General features: G+C 61.7%; 15 protein-coding genes. 12 read left to right on the forward strand and 3 right to left on the reverse strand.

Annotated features, from left to right (window positions below; translation table 11 throughout):
* Positions 1-386 precede the first annotated feature (386 nt).
* From trxA to pbpC, 10 genes are all read left to right on the forward strand, one after another.
* Positions 387-713: a thioredoxin TrxA gene (trxA, locus tag ABH944_RS03810; RefSeq protein ID WP_031356443.1), complete on the forward strand. Its 327-nt coding sequence runs from the start codon at positions 387-389 to the stop codon at positions 711-713.
* A gap of 454 nt (positions 714-1,167) precedes the next feature.
* Positions 1,168-2,433 carry a transcription termination factor Rho gene (gene rho / locus ABH944_RS03815; protein WP_031356444.1) on the forward strand — a complete coding sequence of 422 codons (1,266 nt, stop codon included), beginning with the start codon at positions 1,168-1,170 and terminating at the stop codon, positions 2,431-2,433.
* A gap of 176 nt (positions 2,434-2,609) precedes the next feature.
* Positions 2,610-3,089, forward strand: coding sequence for a MerR family transcriptional regulator (locus ABH944_RS03820; protein WP_404604516.1), 480 nt, complete (start codon positions 2,610-2,612; stop codon positions 3,087-3,089).
* Entirely contained in the window at positions 3,089-4,636 is a 1,548-nt protein-coding gene (locus ABH944_RS03825; protein ID WP_404604515.1) for an MFS transporter, read from the forward strand. Before ABH944_RS03820 ends, ABH944_RS03825 begins: the two co-directional genes overlap by 1 nt.
* Positions 4,637-4,671: 35 nt before the next feature.
* Positions 4,672-5,520, forward strand: a complete 849-nt coding sequence (locus ABH944_RS03830) for a M90 family metallopeptidase (RefSeq protein WP_404604514.1) — start codon at positions 4,672-4,674, stop codon at positions 5,518-5,520.
* Between the two features lie 188 nt (positions 5,521-5,708).
* Positions 5,709-5,963 carry a type B 50S ribosomal protein L31 gene (locus ABH944_RS03835; RefSeq protein ID WP_050380378.1) on the forward strand — a complete coding sequence of 85 codons (255 nt, stop codon included), beginning with the start codon at positions 5,709-5,711 and terminating at the stop codon, positions 5,961-5,963.
* 297 nt (positions 5,964-6,260) lie between these two features.
* Entirely contained in the window at positions 6,261-8,021 is a 1,761-nt protein-coding gene (locus tag ABH944_RS03840; protein ID WP_404604513.1) for an ArnT family glycosyltransferase, read from the forward strand.
* 2 nt (positions 8,022-8,023) lie between these two features.
* Entirely contained in the window at positions 8,024-9,403 is a 1,380-nt protein-coding gene (locus tag ABH944_RS03845) for an MATE family efflux transporter (protein WP_404604512.1), read from the forward strand.
* A gap of 132 nt (positions 9,404-9,535) precedes the next feature.
* Positions 9,536-15,517, forward strand: coding sequence for an alpha-2-macroglobulin family protein (locus ABH944_RS03850; protein ID WP_404604511.1), 5,982 nt, complete (start codon positions 9,536-9,538; stop codon positions 15,515-15,517).
* A 4-nt stretch (positions 15,518-15,521) separates the two neighbouring features.
* Positions 15,522-17,729, forward strand: coding sequence for a penicillin-binding protein 1C (gene pbpC, locus ABH944_RS03855; RefSeq protein WP_404604510.1), 2,208 nt, complete (start codon positions 15,522-15,524; stop codon positions 17,727-17,729).
* Between the two features lie 116 nt (positions 17,730-17,845).
* Here the strand turns inward: pbpC and ABH944_RS03860 are convergent, their stop codons facing one another.
* Positions 17,846-18,019: a hypothetical protein gene (locus ABH944_RS03860; RefSeq protein ID WP_404604509.1), complete on the reverse strand. Its 174-nt coding sequence runs from the start codon at positions 18,017-18,019 to the stop codon at positions 17,846-17,848.
* A 38-nt stretch (positions 18,020-18,057) separates the two neighbouring features.
* On the opposite strand from ABH944_RS03860, the gene ABH944_RS03865 reads away from it, so the two are divergent.
* Positions 18,058-18,660: a ComEA family DNA-binding protein gene (locus ABH944_RS03865; protein WP_404604508.1), complete on the forward strand. Its 603-nt coding sequence runs from the start codon at positions 18,058-18,060 to the stop codon at positions 18,658-18,660.
* Positions 18,661-18,860: 200 nt separating this feature from the next.
* Entirely contained in the window at positions 18,861-19,310 is a 450-nt protein-coding gene (locus ABH944_RS03870) for a YidB family protein (RefSeq protein ID WP_404604507.1), read from the forward strand.
* A gap of 114 nt (positions 19,311-19,424) precedes the next feature.
* Here the strand turns inward: ABH944_RS03870 and clpB are convergent, their stop codons facing one another.
* Entirely contained in the window at positions 19,425-22,022 is a 2,598-nt protein-coding gene (gene clpB / locus ABH944_RS03875; RefSeq protein ID WP_404604506.1) for an ATP-dependent chaperone ClpB, read from the reverse strand.
* 331 nt (positions 22,023-22,353) lie between these two features.
* Positions 22,354-22,845 (reverse strand): Rrf2 family transcriptional regulator, encoded by a 492-nt coding sequence (locus ABH944_RS03880; RefSeq protein WP_404604505.1) that lies wholly within the window; start codon positions 22,843-22,845, stop codon positions 22,354-22,356.
* Positions 22,846-23,389: the final 544 nt, after the last annotated feature.

A 23,389-nucleotide genomic window follows, 5' to 3' on the forward strand; every position in this document is an offset into this window, starting at 1 on the left:
GAATCATATCAGAGAAGGATCGCCACGCCCACTACCCAAAGCTGAGCGCTATTGCAATTCAGGCACGCAATCGCAATATTCACGGCGTGGCGCCGGCAGCGTTTGCTCATGCCGACTATATGAATCCGCCGCGATATCGCACGTCGGAGGTTCATCCAGACGGGGCCTATCGGTACCCGGCAACAGATAGCAAAGTAAGCTAAGATGACAATTTGAAGCACCGGTTAAATACCGTGTGAAGGGCAGAACGCGGCTTTTCCGGCAACGGTACGCGCCCATCCAAGCGAGCGGCTCTACACCCCGCAGCGCGGCGAACTATTTCCTGTTTTGGTGTATCGTGGCGAGCATTCAAACGCGGGCCTCGAATTCATAGAGGTATTCACATAATGAGCGAATCGATCAAACATATCAGCGACGCATCCTTTGACCAGGACGTCACGAAATCGGATAAACCCGTCCTGCTCGATTTCTGGGCGGAATGGTGCGGTCCCTGCAAGATGATTGCTCCGATCCTCGACGAAGTGGCCAAGGACTACGGCGACCGCCTCCAGATCGCGAAGATCAATGTGGACGAGCATCAATCGACACCGGTCAAGTTCGGCGTGCGCGGTATCCCCACGCTGATCCTGTTCAAGAATGGTGCAGTCGCCGCGCAGAAGGTCGGCGCATTGTCCAAGTCGCAACTGACCGCGTTCCTGGACAGCAACCTGTGATTTGAAGTTGTAGCGTGAGGCTGCTTCTAAAGCCGGAAATCTAAAGCTGGAAAATGAAGCCGGGAAACCCGCAACGGTATTTCCGGCTCTCATGGAACAGTTGCATGTCGGCGGCACGACCGGTGTCCGAGTTTGACCCGGTCGTATCCAGGCATCATCGGACCGCACGCAAGCGTCGCGTGGAATCGCATCAGGCAATACAAGTAAGGTGGCAAAAGAAATAAGCAGTATGTGAAGCAGCACCTGAGATTCCGATAAAATGTTGTGAGACCACAACATGAACGAATGACACTGCCGCCACGGCCACCCGAGGCCCTGTCGGCATGTGCTATGCTAGAATCCTAAGAGTTCAAGACGTTTCGTAAGACGGCAAGACGTTTAGGTCCTTGAGCGTTCAGCTCACTTCTCCTCCCAAATTCTCTGTTGCACCTCTTCTCCCTGGCGGGAAATCCGTATGCATTTATCCGAGCTCAAGTCTCAGCACGTCTCCGCATTGATCGAAATGGCCAACGGCCTGGAGATCGAAAACGCCAATCGACTGCGCAAGCAGGAATTGATGTTCGCGATTCTTAAAAAACGCGCCAAGACCGGCGACACGATTTTCGGCGACGGCACGCTCGAAGTATTACCGGACGGCTTCGGCTTCCTCCGGTCTCCCGAGACCTCGTATCTCGCCAGCACAGACGACATCTACATCAGTCCGTCGCAGATCCGCCGCTTCAATCTGCATACCGGCGACACCATTGAAGGTGAAGTGCGTACGCCGAAAGACGGCGAGCGCTACTTTGCCCTCGTCAAGGTGGACAAGGTCAACGGCCAGGCGCCGGAAGCCTCGAAGCACAAGATCATGTTCGAGAACCTGACGCCGCTGCATCCGAACAAGCCAATGCCGCTCGAGCGCGAAATGCGCGGAGAAGAGAACGTGACGGGCCGGATCATCGACATGATCTCGCCTATCGGCAAGGGTCAGCGCGGGTTGCTGGTGGCATCGCCGAAATCGGGCAAGACCGTGATGCTGCAGCACATTGCGCATGCCATCAAATCGAACCACCCCGACATCGTGCTGTTCGTGCTGCTGATCGACGAACGGCCGGAAGAAGTGACGGAAATGCAGCGCTCGGTGGTCGGCGAAGTGATCGCCTCCACCTTTGACGAACCCGCCGCGCGCCACGTGCAAGTCGCCGAAATGGTGATCGAAAAGGCCAAGCGCCTGGTCGAAATGAAACACGACGTCGTGATTCTGCTGGACTCCATCACGCGTCTGGCACGTGCCTACAACACGGTTGTGCCGGCCTCGGGCAAGGTGCTGACCGGCGGTGTGGATGCAAATGCGCTGCAACGGCCGAAGCGCTTCTTCGGCGCGGCTCGTAACATCGAGGAAGGCGGATCGCTGACCATCATCGGCACGGCGCTGATTGAAACCGGCAGCCGCATGGACGACGTGATCTACGAAGAGTTCAAGGGCACCGGCAACATGGAAGTGCACCTGGAACGCCGCCTTGCAGAAAAGCGCGTGTATCCGTCGATCAACCTGAACAAGTCCGGCACGCGTCGCGAAGAATTGCTCATCAAACCTGACTTGCTGCAAAAAGTCTGGGTGCTGCGCAAGTTCATTCACGACATGGACGAAGTCGAATCCATGGAATTCCTGCTCGACAAGATTCGCCAGACCAAGAACAACGCTGAATTCTTCGACCTGATGCGCCGCGGCGGTAGCTGATCCAACTTAGTTAATCCAACGCGCTGGTTCGAAACATGAAAGCCGCCCGCCTTTGCGGGCGGTTTTTTTTCGTCTGTCGAAACGAGCAGTGAAATTGGTAACGTGTACGTTCACGTTCATGTTGATCTATAATTTCGGGACATCATCATCCGCCGATAGAACCATCGGCCAGCGCCATGTCCAGCGAACTGCTCACCGTACGCGACGCCGCCGAACGACTCGGCGTCACCCCCCGCACGCTGAAATACTACGAAGAACGCGGTCTTGTTACGCCGAGCCGGAGCGAGGGGCGGTATCGGCTATACGACGAAAACGATCTGGAGCGCTTCGGGCGGATCTTGCGGCTGCGATCGCTGGGATTTTCGCTGCACGGCATTATCGAAATGCTCAAGCGGCCGCTCGAGAAAACCGCCGCGGGCCAGAACCGCTACTCGCCGGAATCGCTGGCGGACATCCGCCAAGGCCTGCAGCAGCAGCTTGACGCCATTGATACCCGCATTGAGTCCGTGCGCCGCGAGCTGAAAGAAGCGCAAGCCGTGCACGCCGAACTGCGTCTCGACCTGGACTACGTGGAAGCGCGCCTCGCCGGTCAGCCCGCCGACGCGCTGCTCGAACAAAGATCCAAAGCAAGCGCCAAGGCCGGGAGCAAGAAGTAATGAGTGCGCGGGCGCCGGTGTTCACCGTCGCGCGGTTGCGCGGCGGTTTTTTCCCGTGGGTGCTCGCGCTCGTGACCGGGCTGGATTACTTCGACAACGCCATCTTTTCGTTTTTCGCCAGCTACATTGCCGGCGGCATCAATGCATCGCCGGATGAACTCGTGTGGTCGTCGAGTGCATACGCGGTCGCCGCCGTGCTCGGCATTTTGCAACAGCAATGGTGGGTGGACCGTCTCGGGCACCGGCGTTATGTAGCCGGCTGCATGCTGCTTTACGCATGCGGCGCAATGATGTCGGCGCTCACCGAAACCTCGCTGCAACTGATGTTCACGCGCGGTCTGCAAGGCTATTTCATCGGTCCGATGATGGGCGCGTGCCGGATCCTGATCCAGGTCAGCTTTACGCCGCAAAAACGCGCCGGCGCGACGCGAGCGTTCCTGATCCTGATTGTGGGCAGCAGCGCGGTTGCGCCCTTGCTTGGCGGCTGGCTGGTATCGCATTTCGACTGGCGGGCATTGTTCGCCTGCACCGCGCCCGCTGGGCTCGCATTTGCCGTGCTGGCAATGCTTGCGCTGCCTGATTCGGGCAATGTGGTGCGGGAAGAACGCAGTGCAACGAGTTTCCGGCCCTATCTGTTGTTCGCGTTTGCCCAGGGAGCACTGCAGATCGTGATGCAGCAAGTGCGCTTCGTGCACTTCAGCACGTCGCCCGCGCTCGTGCTGCTGACCGTCACGGGTATGAGCGCCCTCGCCTGGTTTGCGTGGCATCAATGGCATCACCCCGCACCGCTCGTGCGCCTTCACGCGCTGCGCGAGCGCTCGTTCCAGGTCGGTCTCCTGCTCTATATGTTCTATTACTTCGAGTCGACAGGATTCAGCTACCTGATCTCTCGATTCCTTGAACAGGGTCTCGGCTATCCGGTCGAAAACACGGGCCGGATGGTTGGCATCACGTCGCTGATATCGGGTTCCGCGGTATTTCTGTACTTCAGATATACGAAGTACGTGAAGCGCAAGAAATGGATCATCGTGCCGGGTTTCGCGATTGCGGCGCTGGTTGGGTGGCTGATGACGCGCATGTCGCCGGGCGTGGCCCAAAGCGACCTGATCCTGCCCATGCTGCTGCGGGGCCTGTTGCTGCTGTTCATCGTGCTGCCAGTGGCAAACCTGACGTTCAGGATTTTCGAGATCGAGGAGTTTACGCACGGCTACAGGCTGAAGAATATCGTGCGGCAGTTGACGCTCTCGTTTGCCACGGCAGCCGTGATCATTGTCCAGCAGCATCGGCAAGCGCTGCATCAGTCGCGCCTCGCCGAAGCCGTGAATCCGTACAATCCGGAGTTTCAGAACGCCGCGAATGCGCTGGCGAATGGCTTCGCGGCAGCGGGCCATTCAGCCGTCGACGCGCATGCGCTCGCTATGGCAACCATCGCTCGCACGGTCGCGCAACAAGCAAGCTTCCTGGCTTCGCTCGACGGCTTTTATTTCCTGATGGGCGTGGCGATTTGCGGCGGTGCGTTCGCCCTCTGGCAAAAACAGATCGATTGAGTTCGAGAGAACGTCGAGAGAACGAGGCAGACCTCATGGCCAATTTCCTGACCCGGCTGATCAGCGGAAATCGTCGTGAACGCGCGCTGCGCAAGCACGCGATCGACGACACGCTCTGGCAAACCACGCTCGATCGCCTGCCGTTTTTCGGCCATCTGGACGGCGACGGACGCGCCCGCCTGCGCGAATGCACGACGCTTTTTATCGCGGAAAAGGAGTTTTCCACCGCTCACGACCTGACGCTCACCGACGCGATGATCGTCGCCATCGCAGCGCAGGCCTGCCTGCCCGTGCTGAATCTGAGCCTGGACTTGTACCGCGGCTGGGTCGGCGTGATCGTGTATCCGGGCGAGTTCGTGATCCGCAAGACCGTGGAGGACGAAGCCGGCGTAGTGCACGAGATCGAGCACGATGCGAGCGGCGAAGCGTGGGAAGGCGGGCCCGTTGTGTTGTCGTGGGAAGACGCGCAGATGACCGACGGCGAGGACGCCTACAACGTCGTCATCCACGAATTCGCGCACAAGATCGACATGCTGAACGGTGAGGCGGACGGCCATCCGCCGCTCTTTCGCCGCTGGCACGCGCCGCTCGATTCCAACGCGTGGAACGACGTTTTCGATCACGCCTACGACCATTTCTGCGCTCGGGTCGATGCCGTTCCGCCGCGCCGCTGGGGCCGGTTTGAACGCGAATCGCTGATCGATCCCTACGCCGCCGACCATCCGTCGGAGTTTTTCGCCGTCTGTAGCGAGGCGCTGTTCGTGCAACCGGTGGCGTTCGAGCGCGAATATCCGGAGTTGTATCGCTTGCTCGCGCGGTATTACCGCCAGGACCCCGCGGGCGTGGGAGCGCTGGGGGCACCGAACTCACCCGGGCAGGAATGAAGAACCCCGCAGGTCGGGTCCAGGCACCCTGAAAACATGCCAAACGGCTGATTTTCTGGCATAATCGCCCTTTTTCGACCTCAGGCAAGTGGCTCGCGCTCGCGGGATCGGCTGACAGTTCAGCTACAAGCACGCGCAAAACCCGCAACCAGGGTGGGCTGGCTACCAACAGATACCAAGGAAAGACCATGAAAGAAGGCATTCACCCGAATTACCGCGAAGTGCTGTTCGTCGACATGTCGAATGACTTCAAGTTCATCACACGCTCGACCATCAACACGCGCGAAACCGGCGAGTTCGAAGGCAAGACGTACCCGCTGGCAAAGATCGAAGTGTCGTCGGAATCGCATCCGTTCTACACCGGTCAGCAAAAGATCATGGACACGGCCGGCCGCGTCGAGAAGTTCAACAAGAAGTTCGCAGCATTTTCGGCAAAGAAGTAATTAGCAGGGAAGGCTGGAAGCGAAAAAAGGCAGCGAAAGCTGCCTTTTTTTCGTCTGCGCCCCATGTTTCGAGGCATTGCGAAGCCAATCAGGCGCTCATAAGGCGTACATCGGGCGAACTCTTCCCGTCAAACAGCCACGCCGGCAAGCACCGCAATGACGCGCGCGACGCCGCCCGTCTACAATGCCGGATTCGGTAAAAATCGCACGATCTGTCAAGGCACGAGATTCGCGTGCCATGCAAGACCCACGCGCCGCCGCATTGCTCCATCAGTTTTGTTTCCCTCGCCCAAACGCATGCGAAATGTCGTCCGTCTGACCGCCTCCGCCACCAGCGCCCTGCCGCGCTGGCTGCTGCTCGCCATTTGTATCATCTACGCTTCGTTTGGACTGTTTGGCCGCGACCCGTGGAAAAACGAGGACGCAACGGGCTTCGGCGTGATGTGGACGATGGCCAACGGCGGCGTGAAAGACTGGCTGCTGCCTAATCTGGTGGGCAAGGCGCTCACCTCGGACGGCCCGTTCGTGTACTGGTTCGGCGCGGGTTTCATCCGCTTGCTGAGCCCGTGGGTCGATGCAAGCAATGCATCGCGTGTGGTAACCGGATTGTTGTTTTGTATCGCCTGCGCGTTCGTCTGGTATACGGCCTATCTGCTCGGCCGGCGCGACGAAGCGCAACCGTTCAAATACGCGTTTGGCGGCGAGCCCGAACCGCGTGACTACGGCCGCACTCTCGCCGACGGCGCGCTGCTGATCCTGCTCGCCTGCTTTGGCCTGGCCATACGCGGCCATGAAACCACACCCCAGCTTGCCCAGTTCGCCGGCACCGCCATGCTGCTCTACGGCCTGGTGCGTAGCTGCGACAAGCCGATCCAGGGTGCGCTCATCTGGGGGGCGGCAATCGGTTTCGTGGGTTTGTCGAGCACGCCGGTGCTGGTGCTCGCGCTGCTGATCTGCACGCTGGCAATGACCGTGATCGTGCGGGAAGTGCGGCCGTATCATCTGCTCGTGCTCGGCGTGCCTGTCGCGGTGGTCATGATCGGCGCGTGGGTATGGCCGGTATTGCACTTCTACCCGGACGACGGCGAATGGTGGCTGCGCCAATGGTGGAGTAACAGTTTCGACGCTTTCTCCGGCTCCCCGGTCCAGGCGCTCTCTTACGCCTTCAGGAATCTGCCGCTCTTCACGTGGCCGGCGTGGCCGCTCGCCATCTGGACCTATGTGAGCTGGAGCGGCCTGCGGCGCTCCCCGCATGTGGCGGTGCCGGTATCGGTGATCGGGCCGCTGCTGGTGCTGGTGATCCTGCAAAGTCATCAGTCGAACCGCCTTTTCATGCTGTTGCTGCCACCGCTGTCGGTGCTCGCCACGTTCGCGCTGCCCACGCTCAAGCGCGGGGCCATCAACGCGATCGACTGGTTCGCAATGTTGAGCTTCACGCTGCTCGCCACGTTCGTCTGGCTGGTGTGGACCGCAGGCCTGTTTGGTTTCCCTGCCCCGCTCGCCCGCAATCTCGCGCGTCTGGCACCCGGTTTCCAGCCCGAATTCAAGATCATGTCGTTTGTGTGCGCGGTCGCCGTGACGCTGTGCTGGTTTTCGCTTGCGCGCTGGCGTCTTGCGCGTCATCCGAAGGTGTTGTGGCGCAGCGTGGTGTTGTCGAGTGCCGGCACCACGCTGATGTGGGTGCTGCTGATGACGCTGTGGCTGCCGGTGGTGAACTACAGCCGGACGTATCGCGACGTGGCGGAGCAGATCGCCGATCACCTGCCGCCTGACTACACCTGCATTTCCCCGGTGCGTCTGGGCGATGCGCAGATTGCAACCTTCGCGTATTTCGGCGGCATGCATTTCGCCTTCGATGAAGACTGCGACGTGATCCTGCGCCAGGACACGCAGGACTACGGCGAGCCGTCGTCAATCTCGCCGTTCGAGTGGAAGCTGGTGTGGGAAGGCCGGCGCGTGGCCGACCGCGACGAGCGGTTCCGGCTGTATGTGCGCATCGAGCGGCCCGTGGCGCCGGCCAAGCGGCTGCGGCCCAAGTCGCTCCACCGCGGCGACTGACCATGTGGCCTGATGTCCGCAAGATCGTGGCCCTCGCGTGGCCGGTACTGATCGGCCAGTTGGCGATCATCGCGTTCGGCGTGATTGACACAGCCATGGTCGGCCGTTTTTCAGCCACGGATCTCGCGGCGCTTGGCCTCGGTTCGTCGATCTACATCTCCGTCTATATCGGCTTGACGGGCATCCTGACGGCATTGCAGCCCATCGCCGGGCAATTGTTCGGGGCGCGGCGCGAAGCCGAAATTGGCGAGGAAGTCCGGCAGGCGTTATGGCTGGCGGCGGTGTTGTCGGTGATTGGCTTCGTGTGCCTGTATTTCCCGCAGCCTCTCCTGAGCATCGCCGACGCGCCTCCTGCCCTGCACGACCGCACCCTCGCGTATTTGCGCATCCTGTCGCTTGGACTGCCCGCGAGTCTCGCGTTTCGTGTCTATAGCTCGCTCACGAACGCGGTCGGCAAACCGCGCCTCGTCATGTTCCTGCAAGTCGGCGCGCTGATGCTGAAGATCCCGCTCAACCTGTGGTTCATATTCGGCGGGTTTGGCGTGCCGGCGCTCGGTGGTCCGGGCTGCGCCATCGCCAGCACGATGATCAACTGGCTGATAGCCATTGTCGGAATAACGGTGCTTGTGCGTGTCGAGTTCTTCCGGCCGTTCGGCGTGTTCTCGCGATTTTGCTGGCCCGTCTGGCGCCGTCAGAAAGCACTGCTCAAACTCGGCGTTCCGATGGGGCTCTCCTACCTGATCGAAGTGACGTCATACACGTTCATGGCGCTGTTCATTTCGCATTTCGGCACGACGACGCTCGCCGGGCACCAGATCACCGGCAACATTGGCGCGGTGCTCTACATGACGCCGCTGTCCATTGGCGTGGCGTCCGCCACGCTGGTCTCGCAAGCACTCGGCGCAGAACGTTTCGATGCCGCGCGGTCGCTCGCCCGCCACGGCATTGCGTTGTCGTGCGGTATTGCGTGCGTGTACGGCGCCGCGCTGTTTGCACTGCGCCCGTACTTGCTCGAGGCGTACACGCCCGACAGCCAGGTGATCGCGGCAGCCATGCCGTTGCTGGCCATTGTCGTGTTCTATCATTTCTTCGATGCCCTCCAGATCACTACCGCGTTCGTGCTGCGCGCCTACAAGGTGGCGGTCGTGCCCACGGTGATCTACGCGGTTGCGCTGTGGGGCATTGGACTCGGCGGCGGATATTTGCTCGGGTTCGACGTAGGCGGTTATGCGCCCGCGTGGCTGCAAGGCGCACGCGGGTTCTGGGTAGCGAACTCGGTGAGCCTCGGCGTGGCCGGGGTAGGACTGTTCCTCTACTGGCGGCGGATCAGCACGCGGCATATTCCGGACGACCGCGTCCGCGCCGGAGCGAAGCCGGTTTAGATTCGACCGTTACAACCGCGCATTCGATGCAATCGGTTTGCAACACGTTGTCAAATGATGAAAAGAGTTAGCAAGCATGACGTAACACTCCGGTAAAATCGCCTGCGTTTTGGCCATCCTGGAGCGAGTGCGATGATGCGCGTCATAAAAGAACAACGCTGGCCGCTGGCGGCGCTCGCCGCCGTCTCCTTGCTCACCATTGGCTTGGCAGGCGTCACACACCACGCCGACGCGGCTCGCACGCTGAGCGTGTCGCCACAAGGCAAGGTCGCGCAGGTCCGCCAGGTGGTCGTCAAGTTCGACGAAGCCATGATCGCGTTCGGTGACCCCGCGGCCAAGGCTCCCGCCCAGGTCCACTGCAGCGGCGGAGCATCAACAGGTTCGGGCCACTGGATCGACGATAAAACCTGGGCCTTCGATTTCACCCAAGACCTCACGCCCGGTATGCGCTGCTCGGTCGCGCTGGTCGACGGACTCAAGTCCACCGTGGGCAACGCGCTCACCGGTCCGCGGCAGTTCGGCTTCGAAACCGGTGGCCCGTTTGTCACGCAGGTCATGCCCGGCGGCGGCGAGATAGAAGAAAACCAGATCTTCGTGCTGCGCCTGAACGGCCCCGCGACGGAAGCGTCCGCGTTGCAAGACATCTGGTGCGAATCGAATGGATTGGGTAACCGGATTCCCGTCAAAACTATCGACGCCCCCTCGCGCACCGCTCTCCTCAAACACTTCCGGCTCGAAAAAGACAGCGCACGCGTGCTCACGCTCGCCTGCCAGCAAACCCTGCCGTCCGCGACCAAGATGCAACTCGTGTACGGCGTAGGCGTCGCCGGCCCGAGCGGCCTCGCGAACGACGTGGAGAAGCGCTTCGACTTCGACGTCCGCGAACCCTTCACCGCCAGTTTCTCGTGCGAACGCGAAAACGCCAAAGCGCCCTGCACGCCGTTGCGCCCGCTGCGCATCCGCTTCAGCTCGCCCGTGCCGCGTGTGGATGCGCAAAAGATCACGTTGCACGGACCGGGCGGCACGACGGCGCCGCAATTTGATCCCGATGAAAAGGACAACGACATCACGACCGTCCAGTTCGCGGCGCCCTTGCCCGAACACGCGGATTTATCGATAGAACTGCCGGCGGGACTCAAGGATTCAAGCGGCCGCCCGCTCGCGAACGCGGACCTCTTTCCGTTGAAGACATCGACAGCGCCCATGCCGCCGCTCGCCAAGTTTTCATCGTCGACATTCGGGATCATCGAGCGTTTCGCCGAGCCGAACATGCCCGCCATGTTGCCCGTCACACTGCGCCATGTGGAAGCCGACCTGAAGGTGAACGGGCTCAATGCGGGCTCATCGAGCGTGACGAAACTACGCGTGGATGCCGATACCGAGATCCGTCGATGGATGAAAACCGTCGATCGTTTCGACGGTTTTTCGATGTCCGTCTCGCAGATCAAAGCGGAGATGCCGCAGGCGCTCAACAACGGCATCAAGCCGGTCTACGCGCCGGGCAGTACGGCTAAAGATCCCCAAATCGATATTCGTTCGCTGTCCCTGCTTGCAAAGCAACCGGGAGTTGAAACCCTGAGCGTGCCGCAAGCCGATCCGAAGGCGCTGCGGCCCTTTGAAGTGGTCGGTATTCCGCTCCCGAAACCTGGTTTCTACGTGGTCGAACTGGCGTCGCCGGCGCTGGGTGCGTCGCTGCTCGGCAAACAGCAGGACATGTACGTGCGTACCTCCGTGCTCGTCACCAACCTTGGCGTGCACTTCAAGCAGGGGCGCGAAAACAGCATTGTCTGGGTGACCGCGCTCGATAGCGGCAAACCCGTGCCGAACGCGCAAGTGCGTGTGACAGACTGCAACGGCGAGCAGCTCGCTGCCGCGAAAACCGATGCGCATGGCATTGCCACGATCGGCAAACCGCTGGCGTCGGTAAGCAAGTGTGATGAAAACAGCCTCGACTACTCGGGCTTTTTCGTCTCCGCGCGTGTCGATGATCCGAAGACCGGTCCGGACATGGCGTTCGTGCGCTCGGACTGGAATCGCGGGATTGAATCGTGGCGCTTCAATGTGCCTACCGACATGAGCCGCGATCAAACCACGCGCGCGACCACCGTGTTCGACCGGACGCTCTTGCGCGCGGGCGAAACGGTATCGATGAAACATCTGATGCGCGAGGAAACGCTCACTGGTTTTGCGTTCCCCTCGCATCTGCCGTCGCGCGTGACGATCCGTCATGAAGGTAGCGGCCAGACCTATCATCTGCCGCTCAAATGGGCGGCCGACCGCAGCGCGGATTCAACCTTCCCGATTCCGGCCGCCGCGAAGCTCGGCGAATACAGCGTGACGCTGGATGATGGCTCGACGAACTCGGACGACGACAGCGATAACAGTGGTGGCGATCAGAATTCCGCCGGGCACATGAGCATCGAAACCGGCAGTTTCCGTGTGGAGGAATTCCGCCTGCCGGTGTTCAAGGGATCGATCGGTATTCGCGATCAAAAGACCGGTGCGCTGGTGGCCGCGACAACCGCGCCGCTAGCGGTGCAGGTTGAATATGTATCGGGCGGACCGGCATCGAACCTGCCGGTGCAGGTGTCGGCGTTGATGAAAGACACGTCACCGGCCTTTGCTTCGCAGTTCGAATCGTTCAGCTTCGCGCCGTACAAGAAGCCCGCCGATGACGGCGCCAGCGCACCCGCAACCGAGGGGGACGACGACAATAGCAGTGCGCAGGAAGATACGTCGACGGCCAAGCTCATCGCCGATAAAACCGCGCTTACGCTAGACCGCAACGGCGCAGGAACCCTCACGCTCAAGTCGCTGCCCGCAGTGGAAGCGCCGAAACAACTGGCGCTGGAAGCGACCTTCGCGGACCCCAACGGCGAGATCCAGACGCTGCGCGGGAACGCCACGCTCTGGCCCGCTGCGGTTGCCGCCGGCATCAAGGCGGGCGACTGGGTATCGGTGGGCAACGCGGTGCCGGTGCAAGCGCTCGCCGTCGACTTGCAAGGCAAACCGCGAGCCGGCGTCGCGCTGGAAATCCGTGGCGTTGCGCGCACCATGACGAGCTCCCGCAAACGCATGGTCGGCGGTTTCTACGCGTACGACAACCACACGGAAACCAAGGATCTCGGCACGCTCTGCAGCGGCAAGAGCGACGACCACGGCCTGCTTTCCTGCGATGCAAAACTCAAGGAGGCAGGCAATGTCGACCTGATCGCCATCGCCAAGGACGGGGATGGCCGTGTAGCAAATGCGACCACCTCGGTCTGGGTCACGCGCGAAGATCAGCTCTGGTTCGGCGGCGAAAACACAGACCGGATCGACGTGTTGCCTGAAAAAACAAGCTATGAACCCGGCGAAACCGCCCGCTTCCAGGTGCGGATGCCGTTCCGCTTCGCGACCGCACTGGTGGCGGTGGAGCGCGAGGGGATCGTGGAAACGAAGGTCGTGGAACTGGACGGCAAGAACCCGACCATCGAATTGAAAGTGCAGGACGCGTGGGGGCCGAACGTGTACGTCTCCGTGCTCGCGATACGCGGGCGGATTCACGAAGTACCGTGGTATTCGTTCTTCACGTGGGGCTGGAAGGCGCCGCTCGACTGGGTGCACGCGTTCTGGTACGAAGGGCGGCAGTATGAAGCGCCTACCCCGCTGGTCGATTTGTCGAAACCTGCGTTCCGTTACGGGCTCGGCGAGATCAAGGTGGGAACAGCCTCGCACAAGCTTCGCGTGACGGTAACGCCGGATGCGAAGACGTACGCCGTGCGCTCGAAGGCGCATGTGAAAGTCCGCGTGACGCTGCCGGACGGCAAGCCAGCGCCGGCCGGCACGCAGATCGCGCTCGCCGCCGTGGACGAAGCCCTGCTCGAACTGATGCCGAATCAAAGCTGGAACGTGCTCGACGCCATGCTGCAGCGGCGCGCGTATGGCGTGGAGACATCGACGGCGCAAATGGAGATCATCGGACGCCGTCACTTCGGGCGCAAAGCCGTGCCTGCAGGCGGTGGCGGCGGACACAGCGCGACCCGCGAACTGTTCGACACGCTCTTGCTGTGGAACCCGCGCGTGACGCTCGATGCCAACGGCGAAGCAACCATCGACGTGCCGCTCAACGACGCGTTGACGAGCTTCCGTATTGTCGCGATCGGAGCCGTAGGCGCGGGTCAATTCGGCACCGGCAGTGCATCGATACGCAGCACGCAGGACCTGCAGTTGATCTCGGGCCTGCCGCCGCTCGTGCGCGTGGGTGACCAGTTCCGCGCGCTGTTCACGCTGCGCAACACGACCGCACGGACCATGCAGGTTGTCGTCACGCCGCGTGTTCCTTCGCTCGATCTCCCCGCGCAGAACGTGACGCTGGCGCCGGATTCATCGCAGGAAATCATGTGGGACGTGAAGACGCCGGATGCTACTGGCATGGCTGCAACGGGCGCGTTGAACTGGGTAGTAAGCGCCGCGGAGCAAGGCGGTCCGAAAGCCGCCGATGCCGTCAAACTCACGCAGCGCGTGGTGGCTGCGATTCCGGTGACCGTGCAGCAAGCAACGATCACCCAGGTCGACGGCACGTTCGCGTTGCCCGTGGCGCCGCCGGAGACGGCGGTGGCATCCGCGGATGGGCAGATTCGCGGCGGCATTGCCGTGACGTTGCAGCCCAAGCTCGCCAATGGCCTGCCGGGTGTGCGGCGTTGGTTCCAGCGTTATCCGTATAGCTGCCTCGAGCAGCAAACGTCACGCGCGCTGGGTCTCGACGACCTCACGCAATGGCAGACGGTGATCGCACGCATGCCGTCGTATCTGGACAGCGACGGACTCGCCAACTACTTCCCGCCCTCGGACGATTCGCGGCCTTACGGCAGTCCGGCGTTATCGGCGTATCTGCTCGCCGTCAGCGATGAAGCATCGAAAGCCGATCCCCGCTTCGCGCTGCCCGACGACCTGCGCGACAAGCTCGCGGCTGCGTTGACGAACTTCGTGGAAGGCAAGATCGAGCGCAAGTTCTGGTCGCCGCGCCAGGACCTGGACTTCGTGAAACTCTCCGCGATTGAAGCATTGTCGCGTTACGGGCTGGCCGCGCCGCGCATGCTCGGTTCGATCACGATTGCGCCAAATCAATGGCCGACGTCCGCCCTGCTCGACTACTACTCGATCCTTTCCCGTGTCGACGGCATTGCGCAACGCGACGACCAGCGAACTCAGGTCGAGCAGATCCTGCGGGCACGCCTGACCTATTCGGGCACGCGCCTGACCTTCTCCACGGCCGCCGACGACGATCTCTACTGGCTCATGACCGGCACCGAGTCGAATGCCGCTCGCACGGCCTTGATCTTCGCCGATAACCCTGCGTGGAAAGACGAGATGCCGCGCCTGATCGGCGGTTTGCTCGCGTTGCAGACGAACGGCGCATGGCAGACCACGACGTCGAACCTGTGGGGCAAGCTCGCGGTACAGCGCTTTTCCCGCGTGTTCGAAAACACGCCGGTCAGCGGCCAGACGCACATTGCACTTGGTGCGACGGAGAAAGCGGTAGCGTGGAACGCGCCCGCCTCGCCTGCGAATCCGCGCAGCGTCACGCTGCCTTGGGCCTCCGGCACGCTCAACCTGACGCAGGAAGGCAGCGGCAAACCGTGGGCGACCATCGAGAGCCTCGCGGCAGTTGCGTTGAAAGCGCCGTTTGCGGCGGGGTATCGGATCACGAAAACCATCACGCCAATCGATCCGGCAGTCAAAGGCACGCTCTCGCGTGGTGACATCGTGCGGGTGCATCTCGACATCGACGCCCAAAGCGATATGACATGGGTGGTCATCAACGATCCCATCCCGGCCGGTGCAACGATCCTCGGATCCGGGCTCGGCCGCGATTCGGAAGTGGCGACCGAGGGTGAAAAGAGCGCGCAAGGCGCGTGGCCGGCGTTTGTCGAACGCGGTTTTGACGGTTATCGCGCGTATTACGACTATCTGCCGAAGGGGAAATTGCAGGTGGAGTACACGGTCCGGCTGAACAGCGCCGGGACGTTCGGACTGCCGCCCACACGCGTGGAGGCGCTCTACGCACCCTCCGTGTTCGGCGCGATTCCGAACGCAACGATGGTTGTTGCACCCTTGGCCGCAGCCAAGTAAAGCGATGAAACGCGCCGCCCTCGCGCTGATCGGTTGCGTGCTTGCAAGCTCGGCTTACGCACTGCCGAGCTTCGACGAAGTGCGCTCGGGCTGGCGCAGTTCCGACTGGGTGCTGCTCGCCCGCGATGGTGAACCGCTGCAGCGCACGCGTATCGACACAACCGAACGGCGCGGCGACTGGGTCACGTTGCAGGATGTGTCGCCGGCATTGCGCGAGGCAATTGTCGTGTCGGAGGACAAGCGGTTTTACGAGCACAGCGGCGTGGACTGGCGCGGCGCAGCGGCGGCGGCCTGGGCAAACCTGTGGAACACGCGTACGCGCGGAGCGTCGACGGTGACCATGCAACTGACCGGTTTGATCGATCAAGATCGCCGGCCGGGACGCCGTTCAATAGGCGAGAAAGCGACGCAGACGGTCGGCGCGTTATGGCTCGATCACACCTGGCGCAAGGACCAGATTCTCGAGGCCTATCTCAATCTCGTGCCGTTTCGCGGCGAGATCGTGGGTTTGTCGGCGTTGTCGCAGACCTTGTACGGCAAACTTCCGTCCGGGCTGAACGAGCGTGAAGCTGCCCTCACGGCCGCATTGGTGCGTGCGCCGAATGCAAACTATGCAAAGGTATCGGCGCGGACGTGCGGGATTTTGCGGGACATGAGCCGGGCGCGGCCGTCAGATATAGACCCTTGTGCGAACCTCGACAGCTACGTGCAATTGACGCTCACGCGCACCGCCTCCGCCTCGCCGCGGTCCCTGGATTACGACGCGCTCGCCCCGCACTTCGCGCGCCGTGTAGCCAGCGAAGTGCATCCGGCAGCGGGCGCGCGTGTCCGGTCCACGCTCGACGCCTCGCTGCAACGCTTCGCCCGCGACTCCCTCGCGCGCACCCTGGTCGAACTCAACTCGCGTGCTCATCAGCGCAATGTGCACGACGGCGCGGCGATCGTCATCGACAACCGCAGCGGCGAGATTCTGGCGTGGGTCGGCTCAGCGGGAGGATTGTCGAACGCGCCGGAAGTCGATGCCGTTCTCGCGCTGCGCCAGGCCGGCTCGACGCTGAAGCCGTTCCTGTACGCTCAGGCTATCGACGAAAAGCGCCTCACGCCCGCCTCTTTACTCGACGACGCCCCGCTGGATCTCGCGACCGGCGGCGGGTTGTACATCCCGCAAAACTACGATCACGATTTCAAGGGCTGGGTCAGCATGCGCACGGCACTGGGGTCGTCGCTGAATGTGCCGGCCGTGCGCACGCTGGTGATGGTCACGCCGCACCGGTTCGCGAAAACGCTGGTCTCGCTCGGCCTGCCACTCACGCAAGCCGGTGATTACTATGGCTTCAGTCTCGCGCTCGGCAGCGCCGACGTGACGCTGGCCACACTTACGAACGCTTACCGGACGCTCGCAAACGGTGGTCTCACCGGGCCGATGTCCAACCTGCCGGCGGGCACATCCGCCGCCTCCGCCACACCCGGCACACGCGTTTTCAGCCCGCAGGCCAGCTTTATCGTGACGAACATCCTCGCCGATAACAACGCGCGCACGCGCACCTTCGGCTTCGACAGCGTCCTTGCCACGCGTTTTTTCAGCGCCGTGAAAACCGGCACGAGCAAGGACATGCGCGACAACTGGGCAGTCGGCTACACGTCCCGTTATACGGTGGGCGTGTGGGTCGGCAACGCGGACGGCGCGCCCATGTGGGATGTCTCCGGCGTCACGGGCGCCGCGCCCGTATGGGCCGCGCTGGTCAACTACCTGCACCGGCGCACGCTCAGCCGGCCGCCGGTCGCACCGCCGGGCGTGGTGCGCGCGAATATCGTTTATCAAAACGACATCGAACCGGCGCGCGGCGACTGGTTCCTGAGCGGCACGCAAATGTCGCGGATCGCGTTGTCGGCAAATGCGGAAGGCGCGGGCGTGCGCAACGGCACGGCCCGGATCGCCTCCCCCACCGACGGCACCATTTTCGCGCTCGATCCCGACATTCCGGCGGCCCGCCAGCGGGTCTGGTTCGAGAGCGCGCAAGGTGCGCCAGCGGGCAGCGTATGGCGGCTGGACGGCAAATCGGCCGGGCCTTCCGCCCAAATGGCACGCATGGCGTGGCTGCCGTGGCCCGGGCATCACACGCTGGAACTGGTCGATCGTCGGGGCGTGGTGGTCGATTCCGTGAAATTCGAAGTACGCGGCGCATTTGCCAAAATCAAGGCAAAAGGTTGAGAGGGATCAAAGCAGGACTCAAATCCGCGATAGCACCCATTCCGCCAAGCCTATATCCGGAAAACGTTAAATCTGATCTGATCCGCCCCCATCCGCCATGAGTCTGGTGATAATCGCTAAATGAAATCGAAACCGGACAGCGGATTGGATACAACCGGCAAAATAATAGCCGGCATTGTTGTAAAAAATAATCCCGTCCACGTCAGACGGATGTCGCTGCCATTATCCTGACCCGCATTTTGTCCTATGCTTGTTGGGCTTTCTGGCCAGGCTTCCAGTAAGGCCGACATCTATTTCTCCTTTTGTTTTTCAACCTGGAGCACTTGTCATGCTTAAGAAGCTGTTGATGCTATGTCTGGCCCTTGCGTTGTCGATGGGTGTCGCGTTTGCGGCCGTCGACGTGAATACGGCGGACCAAACCTCGCTTGAAGGGGTAAAAGGGCTTGGGCCGGTGAAGTCCAAGGCGATCATCGACGAACGGACGAAGAATGGCCCGTTCAAGGACGCCGACGATCTCGCCAACCGCGTGAAAGGCCTCGGCACGAAGTCCGTGACGAACCTGGAGCAGGCCGGGCTGACCATTGGCGGTTCGTCAGCGCCGCCGACCGGTACGAAGGAAAAGACACCGGCGGCCACCAACGCCGGGGCCGCGGCTCCCGCGAAATCAACAGTGAAGTCGTCCGCGGCCGCGACCGCCGCCACCTCACCGGCCGCAACCACGGCCACAACACCCGCGGTGACGCCGGCAACGACGGCAGACGCGGCTTCCACGACCAAGGGCAAGAAGGGCAAAAAAGCCAAGGCCGGCGCAGCTGCCAGCTCGAGCACGGCCACAACGGCGACGGCCGACGCTGCCTCGGGCGCGAGCGGCGCCAAGGCATCGAAGAAGTCCAAGAAAAAGAAAGCCGCGAGCGACGCGGCGGCAAACTGAGGACGGCGACGCATTCCGGCACTGGATCCCGAGCGTGGAACGGCCATCAACGCGCAGCCCGGATTCAGGCCAGCGAGGTCGCCTTGCATCAGAAACACTCTGGCCGTTCCTTAACGGACGGCACGTTTTCCGTCGGGCAGAGGCCAACCAGCATGACGCCGGACGGCATTTAACCAGCATCGTTTTCAAGTGAGACAGCCATGAGCCTACTCGATACCCTCGCCTCCTCCTTCGGAGATTCGCCTCAAGGCGGCGGCGCACAGTCCGGCCTGATCGCCGCGGCGATGGAGTTCGTCAACAATCAGCCCGGCGGCCTGAACGGCTTGATTCAGCGTTTTCATGAAAACGGCGCGGGCGACATCGTCTCGTCGTGGGTCGGCAACGGCGAAAACAAGCCGATCAGCTCGGACACCGTGACCAACGTGCTCGGCTCGGACGCGGTCAGCCAGATCGCACAGAAAGCCGGTTTGTCCGGCGACCAGGTGTCCGGCATGTTGGCTACGGTACTGCCGCATCTCGTGAATCACGCGACGCCGGACGGCCAGGTGCCGGCGAACGGCCAGCTGGACGTGGGCAGCCTGCTGGGTTCGCTCGGTGGCCTCGGCGGTCTGGCCGGCCTGTTCGGCAAGAGCGAAGAACCGAAGGCCTAAGCGTTCCCGGCCTGGTCTCCTGTATTAAAAAAGGGGCAACGGATCACTCCGTTGCCCCTTTTTATTGGGAAGAACGCCGCCCGGCCTGCTTCGTCGGGCGCCTTAATGCACGTCTTAATGCACGACGCGATCGAACACCAGCTCGCCATCCCGCATATCGACGGGAATCACGTCCTTCGGTCCGAACTTGCCGGCCAGGATCAGCTTCGCGACCGGGTTCTCGATCTGCTGCTGGATCGCGCGCTTTAACGGCCGTGCACCGAACACCGGGTCGTAACCCACCTTGCCGATGTGTTCCAGCGCGGCCTCCGACACGTCGAGTTGCATCTCCAGCTTCGCGAGCCGCTCATGCAACCGCTGCAGCTGGATCTTCGCGATCGACTGGATGTTGTTCCGGTCGAGCGAATGGAACACCACGACATCGTCAATCCGGTTCAGGAACTCCGGCCGGAAGTGCAGCTTGACCTCTTCCCAGACGGCCTCCTTCACTGCTTCGTGCGGCTCTCCGACCATCGACTGGATCACGTGCGAGCCAAGATTCGACGTCATCACGATCACCGTGTTCTTGAAGTCCACGGTGCGGCCTTGCCCGTCGGTCATGCGGCCGTCGTCGAGCACTTGCAGCAGCACGTTGAACACGTCCGGATGGGCCTTCTCGATTTCATCAAGCAGGATCACGCTGTAGGGCTTGCGACGCACCAGCTCGGTCAGGTAACCGCCTTCCTCATAACCGACATAACCCGGCGGCGCACCGATCAACCGTGCGACGCTGTGCTTCTCCATGAACTCGCTCATGTCGATACGGATCAGGTGATCCTCCGAATCGAACAGGAATGCGGCGAGTGCCTTGCACAACTCGGTCTTGCCCACACCCGTCGGCCCGAGGAACAGGAACGAACCGTACGGTCGGTTCGGGTCCGACAATCCGGCGCGCGAGCGGCGAATAGCATCGGCGACCGCGCCGATCGCTTCATCCTGACCCACCACGCGGTCGTGCAGCTTGCCTTCGATCTGCAACAGCTTCTCGCGCTCGCCCTGCATCATCCGCGACACGGGAATGCCCGTGGAACGCGACACCACTTCCGCGATTTCCTCGGCGCCCACTTGGGTGCGCAGCAAGCGTGGCCGCGTAGGATTGCTTTGTTCCGCGGTCTCGGCCTGCGTGACCTGCTTCAGTTGCGTCTCGAGTTCGGGCAGCTTGCCGTACTGCAATTCGGCGACCTTCTCGAGCTTGCCTTCACGCTGCAGACGCACGATGTCCGCGCGCACTTTCTCGATCTCTTCTTTCAGCGTCGCACTGCCCTGCACGGCGGCTTTCTCCGCCATCCAGATTTCCTCGAGATCGGAATACTCGCGATCCAGCCGCTCGATTTCCTCCTCGATCAACTGCAGGCGCTTCTGCGATGCCTCGTCCTTTTCCTTCTTGACGGCTTCGCGCTCGATCTTCAACTGGATCAACCGGCGATCGAGCCGGTCCATCTCTTCGGGCTTCGAATCAATTTCCATCTTGATCTTGGACGCAGCTTCGTCGATCAGGTCGATGGCCTTATCGGGGAGAAAACGGTCCGTGATATAGCGATGCGACAATTCCGCCGCTGCAACAATAGCCGGATCGGTGATTTCCACGCCGTGATGCAGTTCGTACTTTTCCTGCAGGCCGCGCAGGATCGCGATGGTCGCTTCCACCGACGGTTCATCGACCAGCACCTTCTGGAACCGGCGTTCGAGCGCCGCGTCCTTTTCGATGTATTTCCGATACTCGTCGAGCGTCGTCGCGCCGATGCAATGCAGCTCGCCGCGCGAAAGCGCCGGCTTCAGCATGTTGCCCGCGTCCATGGCGCCTTCGGCTTTGCCGGCACCCACCATGGTGTGGATTTCATCGATGAAAACGATAGTCTGGCCTTCGTCCTTGGCAATATCGCTGAGCACTGATTTGAGCCGCTCTTCGAATTCCCCGCGATACTTGGCGCCCGCCAGCAGCGCGGCCATGTCAAGCGACAGCACGCGCTTGCTCTTCAGCGATTCCGGCACTTCGCCGTTCACGATCCGCTGCGCGAGACCTTCCACAATCGCGGTCTTGCCCACGCCCGGCTCACCAATCAGCACCGGATTGTTCTTCGTCCGGCGTTGCAGGATCTGGATTGAGCGACGGATTTCGTCGTCACGGCCAATCACGGGGTCGAGCTTGCCGGCGCGCGCGCGCTCGGTCAGGTCGACCGTGTATTTCTTCAGTGCGCCGCGCTGGCTCTCGGCGTCCTGGCTATTCACCTGGGCACCGCCGCGAACCGAGTTGATCGCGGCTTCGAGCGCCTTGCGCGTGAGGCCGTGCTGCTTGGCGATACGGCCGGCTTCGCCTTTGTCATCGGCGATGGCGAGCAGGTACATCTCGCTTGCGATGAACGTGTCGTTGAGTTTTTGCGCCTCTTTGTCGGCGCTGTTCAGCAAACCGGCAAGATCGCGGCTGACCTGGACATTGCCGTCCGTGCCCTGGACTTGCGGCAGACGCGTCATGGCGTCCTTGAGCGCGGTTTGCAGCGCCTGGACCTGCACGCCGGCCTGCGACAGCAGCGAGCGCGCCGACCCGTCCTGCTGCGCGATCAGCGCGGAAAGCAGGTGAATCGGTTCTATGTATTGATTGTCATTGCCGACGGCGAGACTTTGCGCGTCGGCCAGTGCTTCCTGGAACTTCGTAGTTAGCTTGTCGATTCTCATATTGAGACCTCCAAATCGGGATGTGTTCAAAATGAGGCGCGATCCGGCACTTTCAAGCGTTCAGCGACCCAAAAACCGCATTTTTCTGCGAAATGACGCTCGGACAAGGATCGACGCGCTTGAGAGTGTCGCGCGGTTCGTGATGCGCAAAAACTGCCCGCCGGAAGCACTTGGGCATGTTGGCGTGCGGTTGGCGTCCGTCGAGCACAGGGCCATTGTGAACGGATCGCCGCGGTGGGGATTGACCTGCATCGAAGAACTGCCGCTGGCGACGTTGGCGACGCTGGATGCCGACGCGCATCAATCGGGCCAGGCAGATCGGGCAGCTCCGTCAGCTATGTCCGGCGATTCGATTTATGCCTGCCGCTGCCGGCATGAGTCGGACGATACCAAGCACGCCCGCGAGTTCATCCGCCGGCGACGCGAGGTCCCCGACGGTGTGATGGTCGAGTTCCGCGAGGAACGCGTCGCGCGCGGCAGCGAATACGCCCCGCAGACGGCAGTGGGACTGGATCACGCACTGTCGGTGAGCCTCGCTTTCATCGGCGAAACAGCCGACTATCGAAAAATCGTTCTCCGTCTTGCGCACCACCTCGCCGATGGTCAGCGACGGCGTACGCGAATCGAGCCTCAGGCCGCCATTACGGCCGCGCACGGTTTCCACCCAGCCCAACTCCCCAAGCCGCTGCACCACCTTCATGAGATGGTTCTTGGAGATCCCGTAGGCGTCGGAAATCTCCTGGATGGTCGACAGCCCCTCGGGCCGGACGGCCAGATAGAGCATGACGCGCAACGAATAGTCGGTGTAATCGGTCAGTCGCATGAGTGGATCGCGTAGTTCGCGTAATCAGTCGCATGAGCCGATCGCCTGGTCACGTCGGTCCGGTGCTTGGTAAAAGCTTCAATCGCACGGATACAAGTACGGCCGCGGGCGGCGCAGATCGCCAGGAACACGCTCGACCTGAGCCAGATCCGTACATGTCCGGCCCAACCCGCATGCCCAACTGCCGACCAACACCGGCTACCGCTGCGGCAAGCAGCCGCCCCGCGCAGCCCTGCTTCCCGATTAAACGTCGATTATCATGAGAAGCAGTTCGCCAGATGTCAATGAAACGTCATTCGGCACACTACTGGCCCTATTAACGATGGCCCATTTAATCGCGCTGCGTTTAGGCACTGGCCTGCAATAGATTCGTTGTTCCTTCAGTTTCCGTCAAATACCCGGTGTACGGGGCATTTTACTAATATCCGGCCGGTTGACCTGCCATTTTGGTCATCTCGTTTAGCGATTTAACATTTAACGGCCACGATCTGCGTTTTGCCAGCGGGACTAAATACCTCACTGAGCCGTGTCATCGAATCCCGGA

It is taken from the genome of Caballeronia udeis (genome assembly GCF_044909315.1).
In the GTDB taxonomy this organism is placed as follows: domain Bacteria; phylum Pseudomonadota; class Gammaproteobacteria; order Burkholderiales; family Burkholderiaceae; genus Caballeronia; species Caballeronia udeis_A.